Origin of the sequence: Streptomyces sp. NBC_00539 (assembly GCF_036346105.1) — a bacterium.
Taxonomy (GTDB): Bacteria; Actinomycetota; Actinomycetes; order Streptomycetales; family Streptomycetaceae; genus Streptomyces.
On sequence record NZ_CP107811.1, the window covers coordinates 123,815 to 136,470 of the forward strand.

The 12,656-nt window shown below is 70.1% G+C and carries 12 protein-coding genes and 2 pseudogenes; 7 read left to right on the forward strand and 7 right to left on the reverse strand.

The window, feature by feature from the left end; genetic code table 11:
* Nucleotides 1–49: 49 nt before the first annotated feature.
* From OG861_RS00730 to OG861_RS00750, 5 genes are all read right to left on the reverse strand, one after another.
* Nucleotides 50–1,108, reverse strand: coding sequence for a hypothetical protein (locus OG861_RS00730; protein WP_329201610.1), 1,059 nt, complete (start codon nucleotides 1,106–1,108; stop codon nucleotides 50–52).
* Between the two features lie 465 nt (nucleotides 1,109–1,573).
* Nucleotides 1,574–1,846 carry a hypothetical protein gene (locus OG861_RS00735; protein ID WP_329201608.1) on the reverse strand — a complete coding sequence of 91 codons (273 nt, stop codon included), beginning with the start codon at nucleotides 1,844–1,846 and terminating at the stop codon, nucleotides 1,574–1,576.
* Between the two features lie 139 nt (nucleotides 1,847–1,985).
* Nucleotides 1,986–2,678, reverse strand: a complete 693-nt coding sequence (locus OG861_RS00740; protein WP_329201606.1) for a phosphatase PAP2 family protein — start codon at nucleotides 2,676–2,678, stop codon at nucleotides 1,986–1,988.
* Nucleotides 2,675–3,280, reverse strand: coding sequence for a phosphatase PAP2 family protein (locus OG861_RS00745; protein WP_329201604.1), 606 nt, complete (start codon nucleotides 3,278–3,280; stop codon nucleotides 2,675–2,677). The genes OG861_RS00740 and OG861_RS00745 overlap by 4 nt, the downstream gene beginning before the upstream one ends.
* On the reverse strand, nucleotides 3,277–3,945 hold the full coding sequence (locus OG861_RS00750) for a DedA family protein (protein ID WP_329201602.1): 669 nt from the start codon (nucleotides 3,943–3,945) through the stop codon (nucleotides 3,277–3,279). The genes OG861_RS00745 and OG861_RS00750 overlap by 4 nt, the downstream gene beginning before the upstream one ends.
* 111 nt (nucleotides 3,946–4,056) lie before the next feature.
* Here OG861_RS00750 and OG861_RS00755 point away from each other — a divergent pair, with 111 nt between their 5' ends.
* Both OG861_RS00755 and OG861_RS00760 read left to right on the forward strand, forming a co-directional pair.
* Nucleotides 4,057–4,428, forward strand: coding sequence for a BlaI/MecI/CopY family transcriptional regulator (locus tag OG861_RS00755; protein WP_329201600.1), 372 nt, complete (start codon nucleotides 4,057–4,059; stop codon nucleotides 4,426–4,428).
* Nucleotides 4,425–5,381 (forward strand): M56 family metallopeptidase, encoded by a 957-nt coding sequence (locus OG861_RS00760; RefSeq protein WP_329201598.1) that lies wholly within the window; start codon nucleotides 4,425–4,427, stop codon nucleotides 5,379–5,381. Before OG861_RS00755 ends, OG861_RS00760 begins: the two co-directional genes overlap by 4 nt.
* A gap of 826 nt (nucleotides 5,382–6,207) precedes the next feature.
* On the opposite strand, the gene OG861_RS00765 is transcribed toward OG861_RS00760, so the two are convergent.
* Nucleotides 6,208–6,624, reverse strand: a complete 417-nt coding sequence (locus OG861_RS00765) for a hypothetical protein (protein ID WP_329201596.1) — start codon at nucleotides 6,622–6,624, stop codon at nucleotides 6,208–6,210.
* A 420-nt stretch (nucleotides 6,625–7,044) separates the two neighbouring features.
* On the opposite strand from OG861_RS00765, the pseudogene OG861_RS00770 reads away from it, so the two are divergent.
* From OG861_RS00770 to OG861_RS00785, 4 genes and pseudogenes are all read left to right on the forward strand, one after another.
* Nucleotides 7,045–7,410 (forward strand): annotated as a pseudogene (locus OG861_RS00770) (transposase); the annotation flags it as partial.
* A gap of 330 nt (nucleotides 7,411–7,740) precedes the next feature.
* On the forward strand, nucleotides 7,741–7,989 hold the full coding sequence (locus OG861_RS00775) for a hypothetical protein (protein WP_329201594.1): 249 nt from the start codon (nucleotides 7,741–7,743) through the stop codon (nucleotides 7,987–7,989).
* Between the two features lie 674 nt (nucleotides 7,990–8,663).
* A pseudogene (locus OG861_RS00780) lies at nucleotides 8,664–8,874 on the forward strand (hypothetical protein); the annotation flags it as partial.
* Nucleotides 8,875–9,363: 489 nt separating this feature from the next.
* Complete coding sequence (locus tag OG861_RS00785) at nucleotides 9,364–10,101, forward strand: dienelactone hydrolase family protein (RefSeq protein ID WP_329201590.1); 738 nt, start codon at nucleotides 9,364–9,366, stop codon at nucleotides 10,099–10,101.
* A 272-nt stretch (nucleotides 10,102–10,373) separates the two neighbouring features.
* Here the strand turns inward: OG861_RS00785 and OG861_RS00790 are convergent, their stop codons facing one another.
* Nucleotides 10,374–11,513, reverse strand: coding sequence for a PucR family transcriptional regulator (locus OG861_RS00790; RefSeq protein ID WP_330260954.1), 1,140 nt, complete (start codon nucleotides 11,511–11,513; stop codon nucleotides 10,374–10,376).
* Nucleotides 11,514–11,599: 86 nt separating this feature from the next.
* Between OG861_RS00790 and OG861_RS00795 the strand changes: the two genes are divergently transcribed.
* A complete protein-coding gene (locus OG861_RS00795; protein ID WP_329201586.1) occupies nucleotides 11,600–12,655 on the forward strand; it encodes a ferredoxin reductase in 1,056 nt (351 codons plus the stop codon).
* Nucleotide 12,656: the final 1 nt, after the last annotated feature.

Genomic DNA, 12,656 nt, shown 5'->3' on the forward strand with positions numbered 1-12,656 from the left:
AGCTTCTGAGACCTCAGGCACTCCCGCAGCCTCAAGACGTCGATCCGAGTCAGTAGGCGCCGTACGGGCTCCAGCCGCGGAGGAACGGCTTCAGATCGTCGGCGCGGGGTTCGGGGATCCGTGGGAGCCGAAGCTGCTGAAACCTCGGATGGGCGCGGGCCACGTGTTCCGTGGCCCACTGCATCCACTCCTCAGCCGCCGTTCGTTCCGGTCCAGGTGGCAACGTCGCCACGTGCGCGCGGGCGGCTTCCAGATACTCGCCCAGGCGTGTCGCGCGGCGCCAAGCAGCCTCTGGCAAGTCCAGCTGTCGGACACGGTAGTCCTCGGCGTACTGGTCGCGGACCTCGGCCATCGCGGCTTCCCAACGCAAGTGCTTCTGGAGTGCCTGCTCAAGATCGGCCAAGCGCTTACGCTCGGCCGCCTCACCACGCAATCCGATCTCGTGGACGATCTCTGAGAGCTGCTCCTCCAGGAGACGCTCGGAGTTGTCCGCCCACTCGGACCCATGGCGGGCATGGCCGCCTCGAAGGTCGAACCGCAGCCGATTGGAGGGTGTGTAGTCGTAACGGGGGATCATGACCCAGGAGTACCTCTTGGCTTCTTCGAGTTCCTCGTCCGTCGGAACGTGCTCGCTGCGGTCCTTCTCCTGGACCACTCGGAACTCGACCGTCTCCCCCTGGGCTTTGATCGTGAAGTGTGGATCATGCGGAAGGCGGCGGTTATGCCGCGGTCCCGCGCCCACAGTGCCGGCAGCACAGGTGTGGCCGTTGCGTTCGACCGCGGTGAGGAGCGCGTGCACGATCCGCAGAGCGCGTTGCTGGACTGGCCGTGTCAGCCCGAGCGGTTGCTTTGCCTTCCGCATCGCCTGGACGACGGCATGCGGACGGGTCAGCCGTACCGGCACCACTACCGGTTCCAGAACCGTCAGGCGCCACGCGGGAATGTCCACGAGCTTGATCTCGACACCCTCAGGGCACTTCCAGTACTGCAGCTCTTTGGTCTCCTGGATCCGTCCGGATCGGCTCGCCGACGCGGCACGGCTCAACCAGGCGTCGGCGTCGGGGCCCGACCTCAGGATCCTGCCGCCGGCTGCCTGCAGCTCCTCCAAGAGCTGATCGGTGAACGTCTTACGGGGCTGCTGCGGAACACCGGGTGGCGAAGATGGCGTGGTGACCTTGGGCAGCCGGGGGATGGGAAGCGCTCGCGTCGGGGATTTCGGTGCGGGGTAGGTGCCATGGGCCAGGTAATGGCGCCCAGCGTCGGTCAGGGCCGCCGTCCACACCCCACTACGCCTGGATACCTTGACCAGTCCACGGTTCTGCAGGGCCTGGCAGCTCGTCTTGTACGTGGTGGCGGTCCCTTCGGAACATCCCTTTCCGACCCACTCCAGCACCGCCAGTTGAGTGTCTGCTTCATCCCGTGCCTTCTACCGGTCGACAAGTTCGGCCCGGGACCCCGCCGTTCGGTGAGACCGGCCGGCAGCCGGTGAACTCGACAAGCCGCTCCAGGAGATCTGACCTCACCCACCGCGGAAGGTGATGACGCGGCACCCGCGCCGGCGAGGTGCTCGACCTCAGCGTCGGCGCCACCACCGGCGCGGCTCCTGCGGCCCGGCGGCCGGGGTGGGGAGGGAGGGTGGTGCGATCCGGTCCGCCTCCACGCCGAGCTTGTGGGGGTGAACGCACGCCGGGATGCCGTCGGCGGTGTACCGGTAGCCGTCGGCCGGGTCGAAGGGGCACTCCCGGGAGGGCCGGTCGTAGACGACGAACGCGGCACGCGGTAGCCGTAGCGCGGGGCAGGTCGCGCACGCGGGGTGGTCCGGGTCCGTCACGAACGGCGTCTGCATGCCGGGACGGTAGCGGCACCGGCATCCGGCCGGAACACATACGGAACACATGCGGAGAGGTCCCACCCGATCCGGGTGGGGCCGCTCCGCATGTGTGAAGGTCCATGGCACCACGGTGCGCCACCACACGGGACGCGGGTCAGACCGCGCTCCCGGACACCCGCACGACCCTGCGCATGACCGCGGGGGCGAGGGCGTAGCCGACGCCGAGCCAGACCAGGGCGTACAGCCAGCCGCCGAGGACGTCGCTGGGCCAGTGCACGCCGAGGTAGATCCGGCTGAGTCCGACGACGACGGCCCAGCAGGCCATGAGTGCGCAGCCGGTCCTGGCGAGGATGGGGCGGGTGCGCTGGAACAGGGCCCAGGCCAGTAGCCCGGCCATGAGCGCGGAAGTGCTGGTGTGACCGGAGGGGAAGGAGTAGCCGGAGGCCTGGGTGAGCCAGTCCACGGTGTCGGGGCGGGCCCGGTGGAGCAGGTGGAGCACGCCGTATCGGGCCGCCTGGGCGATGCCGAGGAAGAGCAGCGCGGCAGCTGCGGCCAGCAGCCGCCCGCGTGTGTCGCGGCCGACGAGGAGTCCGGCGGCGACAGCGCACAGGTAGGGGAAGGGCCCGGTCGCGGTCGCGGTGACGGTGCGCGCGAGCGTGACGACGGCGTCCGGCCGGTGGCGTGCGGACCAAAGGTGCATGCTCCGGTCCACCGGGTAGGGAACGCCGTGCCGGCTCGCGACGAGCGCGGCCAGCAGGACGAAGAGAGCGCCACACAGCGCCGCCACGCCCAGCGCCGCCCCGGTGCCGCGGCGGCCGCGGTCCGCCGGCGCGGCGTCCTGGTTCATCTCGGGGCCACCAGTGGGCGCAGCCGAGTATTGCGCGCCCGCTCGACGAGTGGGGCGCCGCGCCGGGCGGTGCGGGTCAGGAGCCAGCCCAGAGCGGCCCCGACGACCAGGCCGAGGGCGACGTCGTGCGGGTAGTGGGCGCCGACCCAGACGCGGGAGAAGGCCATCAGGAGCGCCGCGGCGGCGGCGACGGCGCCGAGGCGGCGGTCGGTGAGCCAGATGGCGATCGCGGCGGCCGCGGCGATGGCGGCGTGGTTGCTCGGAAAGGACCAGTCGCCCAGAGGGGGGCACGCCTCCAGCGTGACGGTGTGCAGGGTCTGGCAGGGCCGCTGCTCTCGGATCACCGACTTGAGCAGGGTGTCGGCGGTGAAGGCCAGCACCACGGTGAGCGGCGCGGCCAACGCCATGGCGATCCGCCCCGCGTCTGTCGGCCGGGCTCGCCACCAGGCCGCCAGCATGAGCAGTGCGAAGAGCGCCAAGCCGTACGTCGACCACGCCGACATCAGAGAGTCCAGCCAGCCCGGCGCGCGGTGGGCGAGATCGGTGACGCGGGTGTAGAGGGGGCCGTCGACGGACGGGCCGTCCAGGGCGGTCAGGCTCACTGCGAGCCTCCGTTCGACGTCTTGCGGGTGCGCGCGCGGAGCATCTCCAGGGCCAGCGGGGTGAGGGAGACGAGCACCACGAGGGCCACGATGGGCAGTAGGTAGCGGTCCACATTCGGCACGGAGGAACCGAGCCCGTATCCGGCGAAGACGAGGAGGACGGTCCAGAGGAGGCCGCCGACGATCTGCCAGAGGGTGAAGAGGGGTGCGGGCACGTTCAGCGCGCCGGCCAGCGGGTTGAGCACGGTGCGCACGATGGGGACGAAGCGGGCCAGCACGATGGCCTTGGCGTGCCCGTAGCGCTCCAGCAGCTCCTCGGCGCGCTCGGCGCCCTCGTGGAGCTTGCGGCTGTGGCTGCGGGACAGCAGCGCCCGGCCGCCGCGCCGGCCGATCAGGTAGCCGGCCTGGGCGCCCAGCAGGGCTCCGGCGACCGCGGCGGCCAGCACTTGCGGGAGGGAGAGGTGCACGGGTCCGTGGTTGCCGGGCACGCACAGCAGTCCGGCGGTGAAGAGCAGCGAATCGCCCGGCAGGAAGAAGCCGACCAGCAGGCCCGTCTCGGCGAACATCACCGCCGCGATGCCGAGGGCGCCGAACGCCGAGAGCAGCGAGCCCGCGTCGAGGAGGTTCACGGCCTGCGGCGCTGCCGTCAGGGCTGATAGGGCCATGATGTGCTGCTCCCATAATGTGAGTGGGCCAGGCCGGACCGGAACTCCGGCGTCTACAGTGAAGTAGACGGTCTACATTACTGTAGACGTAATTGTGTGGAGGGTCTTTCCATGGGTGATACGAACGGGGAGCGGAGGCCGTCGGGCGAGCTGGAGGCGAGCGTGCTCGCCGCCCTGTGGGCCGCCGATGGTCCGCAGACCCCGGCTCAGGTGCAGCGGCTGCTGGGTTCCTCGCTCGCGCGGACGACCGTGACGACGATCCTGTCCCGCCTGTACGAGAAGGGGACGGTCACCCGTTCCCGTTCGGGCCGCGGGTTCGCGTACGTCCCGACCGAGGACGCGTCGGGCCTGACCGCCCGGCGGATGCACTCGGAACTGGAGAAGACCGAGGACCGGGGCGCCGTGCTGTCCCGGTTCGTCTCGCAGCTCAACGACGAGGACGAGCGGCTCCTGCGGGCCCTCCTTGAAGGAGGCGCGACATGATCTACATGGTGTGGCTGCCGCTGCTCGTCCCCTTCCTGGCCGGCCCGGCCGGCCGGCGGCTGGTCGCCTGCCTGCCCCCGGCCCAGGCGGCGTGGCTGTTGACGATCACCGCAGCGGGCCTTGCCCTCGGCAGCACCACCGCGCTTGCGCTGCTCGTCATCCCCGGCGCCACCCGCCTGCACGCGGTGGCGACGCTGGGCAGGCTGCTCACCCCGCTCGCCACGGGCTCCCCCGACTCCGTCGTGGCCGTCGCCCTCGCAGCTTCGGGCCTGCTGGCGTGGTGCGCCTTCGTGCTGGTACGCGGGCTGTACCGGCGCCTGGTGCAGCTGCGCGAGGCGAGGCGGCTGGCCGCCCGGGCCGGCAGCGAGCTCGTCGTGCTAGCCGACGACTTTCCAGACGCCTACGCGCTGCCCGGCCGCCCGGGCCGAATCGTGGCGACCTCCGGCATGCTCCGGGCCCTGTCGCCCGCCGAGCGCGAGGCTCTGCTCGCCCACGAGCGTGCCCACCTCACGGGCCGGCACCACCGCTTCACCGCCGTGGTGGAGCTGGCCGCGCTGTGCCACCCCGCACTGCGGGCCCTGCGGGAACCGCTCGTATACGCCCTGGAGCGCAGCGCCGACGAGCACGCCGCCCACGCCGTCGGCGACCGGCGCCTCACGGCGCAGGCCATCGGCAAGGCCGCCCTGGCCGTCCGCGCGGCCCGCGCCGCCTGTCCGGCCGCCGCGCGACGACGGCCCGGCATCGCGCTGGCCGCGACGGCGGGCCCCGTGCCCCGCCGGGTCGCGGCCCTGCTCGACCAGCACTCCGGGACCGCGCGCACTCGGCGCGACACCCGGATCGCCATCGCCGCCGCCCTGCTGGCTTGTCTGGCGCTGTCGGCGACATCGGCCGTGGAGGCCGCCGACGATCTGCACACAAGCATCGAAGTCGCGCAGGGCGAACTCCCTCGGTAGATCAGCGGACCGTCCGGGTGAACCGCCACGACCGCCTGGAGCGCGTGGCCTCGTTCCCGCACACCCCCGCCCCCTCTCCCCCGGCGAGCGGCGCCGTCCGGCTGGCCGTCGCTGCCATCACCTGCGCCTTGACAAGGGCGTTGCGAGACCGAGTCCGGCTTCCCTGCCGGGCGCCGAGCACGGAGCCGCGTGCTGTCGTCCGAGCCCCATCGCCTCCGGGACGGCGGTCTCCACCACCCGCGCCCGCAACTGGGTACCGGTGTTCACTGGCGGGCGGATGGGGTGGCGTCCCTCATGACGCCACCTCCCTGCGTGGGGCATGCCGTGCTCGGTCCGGGTGGCGGGCGAGAACTCCGCAGGAGTGGGTGTCGGTCCATTCGCCGCGGATCAGATCGTCTTAGATGTCGTGTCCTTCGAGCCGGAATACCGCGCGTTCCAGGACTCGCTTGGAGCCGGGGCCGGTCCGGAACTCAGGGCGGGCTCGGCGCTGTTTTCGAGGCGGTGATCGACCCCCGCACCGAGCGTGGCCAGTCCGCCCGTGATGCGACGTGACCACCCTCGGGGAGGCTCTCTCGGGGGCGACCCACACCATTGCCGACTGCGTGGACGGCGGGGTACCCGCTATCCGATGACCTGATCGCACAAGCGCGGACCGCACTGCGCCACCTCGATGTCGCCAGGGAATCACTTCGCGCGCCGCGGGTGCTGGGCAAGCCACCCCAACACGGCCTCCCGCAACAACCTCGCCGCCGCATACCGGTCGGCGGGGGATCCGGGCCGGGCCAGCCCCCTGTACGAGCAGACCCTCACGGAGCTTCTACTGCACTCAGCGCACGAAGTTCGTCACTGTGCCGTGGTTGTGGGTCAGGCCCCAGAGGAACAGCCCCACGATGATCGCCAGCAGGACCAGCCCCGGCACGTTCTCGGACCCCCAACTGACGGGCTGCCAAACCGGTGCGCCGGGTGTGGCGTCGTCGTGTGCAGCGTCGGAGTCGGCGCGCTGCCGGGGCGCGACATCGGCCTCACCCCGGGCGATCCGAACGGCGACTTGGCGCACGTCGGCCGCGTGGTAGGTCGGCTCGCGGGTAAGGTCCGGGGAGGGCGCAGCCGAGGTACGTACGCTGTTGGCCAGCGCCACGGCCGTGATACTGATCGGCCTGATCTGCGGCCAGGCCTTTTGGACTTCGGCCTTCGTCAGCCAGCCTTCCCCCTCCTCAAGGTCGGGCTCGTCCGCTGCCCCCATTCGAAGTCCGCCCCCTCGCTCGCCGGTCACCCTTGGCTTGATACCCAAACCGCCGAAAGATCACCCGCCAGGCAGTCACACTCGAACTCACGCCCACCGCGATCGGTAGAGAAACGACTCCTCAGAGGCGTTTTCGTCTGGACTGCCACATTTCCCGCTTCTCGGGGTGCGGGATGGTGGCGCACGTGAGGTTGTGGAGGCGGTCGATGCCCGTGGGGCACGGGGGGCTGCGGATGGGGTAGAAGACGGCGCTGCCACCTGCGTCATCAGCACCGGCGAAAACGTTAGTGCTGCTGCGGCAAGCGGGCCCGCCATGACCGCGACAATTCGATTCGCGGGCATAGCTTTCGTCTCCTTCGAGAGGGAGCGGTAGCTACACCGCGATGCGGCGGGCACCATGCAGGCCGGTAGATTCCGGCTTGCACCGCTGCCGACAGCCTCGCCGAGGCGGTGGAGGAGGCCTTCCGCCAGCACCCGGACGCAGAGGTGCTGCTGAGCTTCACCGGTCTTGGTGTCCAGCTCGCCGCCCGTGTTCTGTCCCAGGTTGGGGACGACCGCACGCACTTCGCTGACGCCCGCGGTCTCAAGGCCTACGCCGGCTCCTCACCCGTCACCCGCGCCTCGGGCAAGAAGTCCGCCATCACCAGACGGTGGGTGACGAACGACAGACGCAACCACGCCGGCTACCTATGGGCCTTCTCCGCGCTTCGCCACTCGCCAGGTGCCGGAGCCCACTACCGACGCCGACGCGAACAAGGCGACTGGCACACCACCGTCGCCCTGCACACCACCATCGGCCGGGTCCGTATGCCGATGGAGATGAGCGCCATCGACCGCCTGCCACCACCCCGCACACTCACAGGAGAGGGCACCCCACAAGTGCCAAAAAGGTGACAGGCCGGCAGCTCGGTAGGGCTGTCCGTCGTACGTGGACCACTGCACGTGCCGAGGGCGACGGCCACCGGCCGGTTCAGCGACTCCCACGGACACCTACCGTGAGCCACTTGGGTGTGCGCAGTTGATTGTGTCCGGCCTTCGAGGGATCAGCATGTTAGAGATATAGAGACATCGTCGGAAAACAGGAGGTATCTAGTGATGCGTGCTCATCTTCTCCGCATGGCGGCTGTCGTCGGTGCCGCCGCTGTCATGACCCTCGGCGGCGCCGCCGTGGCAAGCGCCGACGGGGGTGTCGGCAATGCGGGTATCGGTAACTCCGGCGTAGGCAATGCGGGTATCGGCAACTGGGGTGTGGGCAATGCCGGCGAGGTGAACGGGGGGCTGGGCAATGCCGGCATCGCCAACTCCGGGATCGGTAGTGCTGGAATCGGCAACGCCGGAGTCGGCAGCGCGGGTATCGGCAACTAAGGCGACTCCTTGGGCGCTGTTCCGCAGGTAGGCGCCGGTTGGAGGACTACCGCGTCCGCGAGGGTTTGCGGCAGGCCTGCGTGGTGTGTCCCCGGGCCGCCGTCTCAAAGCGCGGACCGGGGCGCCCGTGCTCGTCCCGATTCCACAGGGGGCGCCGACCGGTGCCCCTACTGCCCTCTCTTCGGGTGTACCCGTCTCCCCGGGTTTCCGGCACCTCTCGCCCCAGGCGCAGTCGGCTATCCCGGCTCGGCGTCCGATGATGTCACTGCGGCGACGCCACACCCTCAGCACCTCCGCCAACGTGGCCGTCCTCGGCATCGCTGAACGCAACCGCCGACCCATCGCCTTACAGCAGTGCACCAAACGGCCTCATCGTCACCACCGTGACCACGACTCTCGCGGCCCTCTGCTTTTGGGTACGCTGCTTCGCCCTGGCAATTGGCCCCGACCGGAGCGGGTGACAGACCACGCTATGACGGGCCTCCCCTTTCCACAGTCCACACCGTCAAGACATCTGCCGCCAGCCCACTTCACCCACAACCAGGGGGAGGCCACCGCCTCAGCTCCCGTCCAGAAGCCTCAGGACCGGCCCCTCGACGCCGTCCATCGGCCGACGCCAGGGGAAAGAAGCACCCGGCGATCCTGCGGCTCTGGGAAAACGCCTGGGAAACAGTTCCCGCACTTGCATCAAACGGTGCGGACCCGCCGGCCCCGCACCCGTCCGGCCCGGGTGGTCGGCGAGAAGGACTACAGCTCGCACAAGATCCGCGCCTACCTCCGCAGACGCGGCATCGCCTGGACCATCCCCGAATGCGTCGACCAGATCAGCGGGCGCCGCGGCGCGGCGAGAGTCTGTGCCGTCTCCGAGCTGGCCCCCGAAGCCGGGGGCACCTGGCGCCGATAGGTCTCTGGTAGCCACTGGCGGTCACGCCCAGGCTTGACGCCGCGGAGCGGTACCTGAAACTGCTGCTACTTCGTAGGAAGGGAACTCAACGGAATCTGTATCAGTGCCCAGCGCGTAAAGGTGGGCAGAGCCTCGCCGGCGATGTCCTCAAGCCGGTCGAAGCCCTCTGGCAGCACGTCAAGCAGGGAGTGGCCTAACTCCCGGTCGGCTCGCCAACGCGGGAGCAGTAACAGGGCTTGGGGGATCTTCAAGAAGGATCTTCGCTCGCAGAGACCCCCCGTCGCATCGTAGGCCAAGTGCTGATCAAGCCATCCAGGGGTGTGACCGAGATGCGCGCCAAAGGCGGGACGGGATGGGTTTGAAGCCCTGAGCGCCGGGCCCGTTCCGTATTTCAGAGGGACACCTACGCTGTTCTGCCCGCGGCAGAACACCGGCCGGACCAGGCTCGACGATCACTACAGTCCAGTCTCATGACGACGATTACGACGCGTACGGTCGAGTACCCGGCCGACGGTTTGACGATGGTCGGGCACCTCGCGCTCCCGGCCGGTGTCGACCGCCGGCCCGCGGTGCTGCTCGGACCAGAGGGCATGGGGCTCAGCGACGTCGAGCGCCGCCGGGCCGACGCTCTCGCCGAGCTGGGATATGTAGCTCTGGCCTTCGACCTTCACGGCGGGCGCTACTTGGGTGACCCCGAGGAGATGCTGGCCCGTTGCCTGCCACTGCTCGCTGATCCCGACCGGATGCGGCGCATCGGCCACGCGGCACTCGACGAGTTGCGCACCGAGCCCCGGACCGACCCCGACCGGATCGCCGCCATCGGCTACGGCACCGGGGGCGCCATCGCGCTGGAACTCGGGCGCGACGGCGTCGACCTGCGCGCGATCGGGACAGTCAACGCAACCACCACGGGCCGACCGGGCGAGGCAGCGCGCATCCGCTGCCCGGTGTGGGCCGGGGTCGGATCGGAAGACCCGATCATGCCGCCCGCCCAACGAAACGCGTTCACCGCTGAGATGCAGGCCGCGGACGTCGACTGGCGCCTCACGGTCTATGGCGGCGCCCTGCACGCCTTCCACCACCCATCGGTCGACCACCCCGTGGTCCCCGGTGTCGGCTACCACCCCCCGCACGCCCAGCGAGCCTGGCGCGACGTCGTCGATCTACTCGCCGAGTGCCTGCCGGTGACGGAGGACCTGGGGGCATGACCCAGGCAAACGTGCTGGCACCAGGACTGATCAGCGTCGCGCACTGACAGCCTCCTCCCCTCAAGCCCTCACAGCAGAACCACATTCAGGCAGTTGTGCAGGCCATCACCACCGCGAACCCTTGCGAGGGCTAACCAGGTAAGAGATGTGAAGCCGTCGTCCACGATCGCGCCGACGTTCCAGGGCTTGAACGCGGTGCGGACATAGCCTTCGAGGGACTCCGGTGGGGCGGGGTCCGGTCGGTGCACGGTCGTGGACGGTCGAAGAAGGCGTCAGCTGACCCGAAGACCGACCGCCAGCGTCAGTTCAAGGACCCGGTGCGGCGACCTGAGATCCGGATACAGCTCCCGCAGCTGCGACATCCGGTACCGGACGGTCTGGGGATGGACGAACAACGCCGCCGCCATCTCGTTCCGCCGGCCATGGTGCAGAAGCCACGCCCGCAACGTCTCCTCCAGCCGCCGCGAGGTCGCGACAGGCAAGGTCTGCAACGGTGCGAGGGCTCGGGCACGCAGGTCTGCGAAGGCGTCCACGTCGGCGCTCAGCACCAGCTCGGGCAGGTGCTCCTCGGTGTCGCGAATATCAGAGGAGAGGGAGCGCGCGCGGACGGCTCGTGCGTACGAGGCGGACGCACGAGTCCACGGGCGGGCCGGGCCGACCACGGCGGTGCGGTCGGTCAGTTGCCTCAAGAGATGTGATCGGTCGGCATCTGGGACGAGCAACACGCCGGAGGCGTCCGGCAGATCGTCGAGGACGAGGGTGCTCGGGTCGAGCGCGCGGTAGGCAGGCCGGGCCTGGGCTGCGGGCAGCAGGACCGCGGTCAGTGAAACCGGAGGCTGCCACCCGGCCCGTTGAGCAGCGGCAAGGAGCACGTCCGGGTTCGCGCCGGCGAGGAGGTCACGGACCAGTTGTTCCAGGTGGCGCTCATGAGCCCGGCCCTGGGCGGCCAGTTCGTCGGCGTGGCCCGCGGCGCTCGCGGCGGAGAGCTCGTCGATGTAGGCGAAGGTCAGCTCGGCGAACTTCGCGACGTCGGCGGCGGGCAGACCTGCCGGTACGGCACCCGCGGCCAGGCATCGCCAGGCCACGCGGGCGCCGACGCGGTAGGCGCTGAGCAGGGCGTCCATCGAACGGCCGTCGCGCACCTCGCCGCGACCCAGCTCGTAGGCTGCGTCACCGGCGTCGCCGCCCGTGGCGTTTCCGCTCGCGAGGTTCAGGTAGTGCCCCAGGGCGGTGCGGACGGCTCGGCGGATGGTGGCGCCCATGCGGCCCGAGAGGGCGTTGGCGTAGGGAGGGACCTCGTCGATGATCGCCTGGACGACCTCGTCGGCGGTGGTCTTCAGCGTGGCCCGCAGTGCGGTGACCGTCGTCTCGTCCAGGGCCAGCTCGGTGGCCCTCCGGGTTGCATGGCTCATCTTTTGTTCCCTGCGAACAATCCAGCCGATCAGTTTCACGTCCTGCGGACAGGACTTTACGCCCTGAGGCGCACCAAGCTGGAGTCATGACGAGTGCAGCCCTCCGCAGTAGGGCGTGGAAACTGCTGGAGATGGTCACGACGCCGCTGCTGCCGTCGGACTACCTGGACCTGGTCAGCCCGCTGCGTGCGGGCGCCGACCTGCGGGGGCGCATCGAGGCCGTGCACCCCGAGACGGATGACGCCGCGACCGTCGTGATCAGGCCGGGACGGGGCTGGCGCGGTCACACAGCCGGTCAGTACGTGCGGATCGGGGTCGACGTCGACGGGGTGCGCCTGTGGCGTGCCTACTCGCTCACCTCGCCGACGAACCGCCGGGACGGCCGCGTCACGATTACGGTGAAGGCGATCCCGGACGGCAAGGTCAGCAATTACCTGGTCCGCAGGGCTAAACCGGGAACGTTGGTCCAGCTCGACCAGGCGAGCGGTGATTTCGTGGTGCCGCAGGCCAAGCCAGCCAAGGTGCTCTACCTCACGGCCGGCAGCGGCATCACGCCAGTGATGGGCATGCTGCGCGACATCGAGCTCGACGACGTCGTCATGGTCCACTCCGCGCCACGGCCGCAGGACGTGATCTTCCGCAACGATCTGCACGACCTGGTCGCGGACGAGAAGCTGCGTCTCACCGAGCTGCACACCGACACGGACGGTCCGCTCGACATCGCCCGTCTCGACGAACTCGTCCCCGACTGGGCCGAGCGCGAGACCTGGGCTTGCGGGCCCGCGGGCCTGCTGGACGCCGCCGAGGACCACTGGACCGAGCACGGCGTCCGGGAGCGCCTGCACACCGAACGCTTCCGCCCCGGCATCGTCGTCACCGGCGACGGTGGCGAGGTCACGTTCAGCACCACCGGCAAGACCGTCGACGCGGACGGCGCCACGCCGTTGCTGGACGTCGGCGAGGAGGCCGGCGTGCTCATGCCGTCCGGGTGCCGCATGGGCATCTGCTTCGGCTGCGTCACGCCGCTCAAAGCCGGCGCCGTCCGCGACCTGCGCACCGGTGAGATCACCGAAGCCGAGCCGGGCGTCCTCATCCAGACCTGCGTGTCCGCCGCCGCGGGCGCCTGCGACATCGAACGGTAGG

Coding starts and splice junctions, on each gene's coding strand:
- OG861_RS00755 (WP_329201600.1), top strand. CDS start 4,057: ATGGGTGATACGAACGGGGAGCGGAGGCCGTCGGGCGAGCTGGAGGCG.
- OG861_RS00750 (WP_329201602.1), bottom strand. CDS start 3,945: ATGGCCCTATCAGCCCTGACGGCAGCGCCGCAGGCCGTGAACCTCCTC.
- OG861_RS00760 (WP_329201598.1), top strand. CDS start 4,425: ATGATCTACATGGTGTGGCTGCCGCTGCTCGTCCCCTTCCTGGCCGGC.
- OG861_RS00775 (WP_329201594.1), top strand. CDS start 7,741: ATGGCGGCTGTCGTCGGTGCCGCCGCTGTCATGACCCTCGGCGGCGCC.
- OG861_RS00765 (WP_329201596.1), bottom strand. CDS start 6,624: ATGGGGGCAGCGGACGAGCCCGACCTTGAGGAGGGGGAAGGCTGGCTG.
- OG861_RS00795 (WP_329201586.1), top strand. CDS start 11,600: ATGACGAGTGCAGCCCTCCGCAGTAGGGCGTGGAAACTGCTGGAGATG.
- OG861_RS00740 (WP_329201606.1), bottom strand. CDS start 2,678: ATGAACCAGGACGCCGCGCCGGCGGACCGCGGCCGCCGCGGCACCGGG.
- OG861_RS00735 (WP_329201608.1), bottom strand. CDS start 1,846: ATGCAGACGCCGTTCGTGACGGACCCGGACCACCCCGCGTGCGCGACC.
- OG861_RS00785 (WP_329201590.1), top strand. CDS start 9,364: ATGACGACGATTACGACGCGTACGGTCGAGTACCCGGCCGACGGTTTG.
- OG861_RS00790 (WP_330260954.1), bottom strand. CDS start 11,513: ATGAGCCATGCAACCCGGAGGGCCACCGAGCTGGCCCTGGACGAGACG.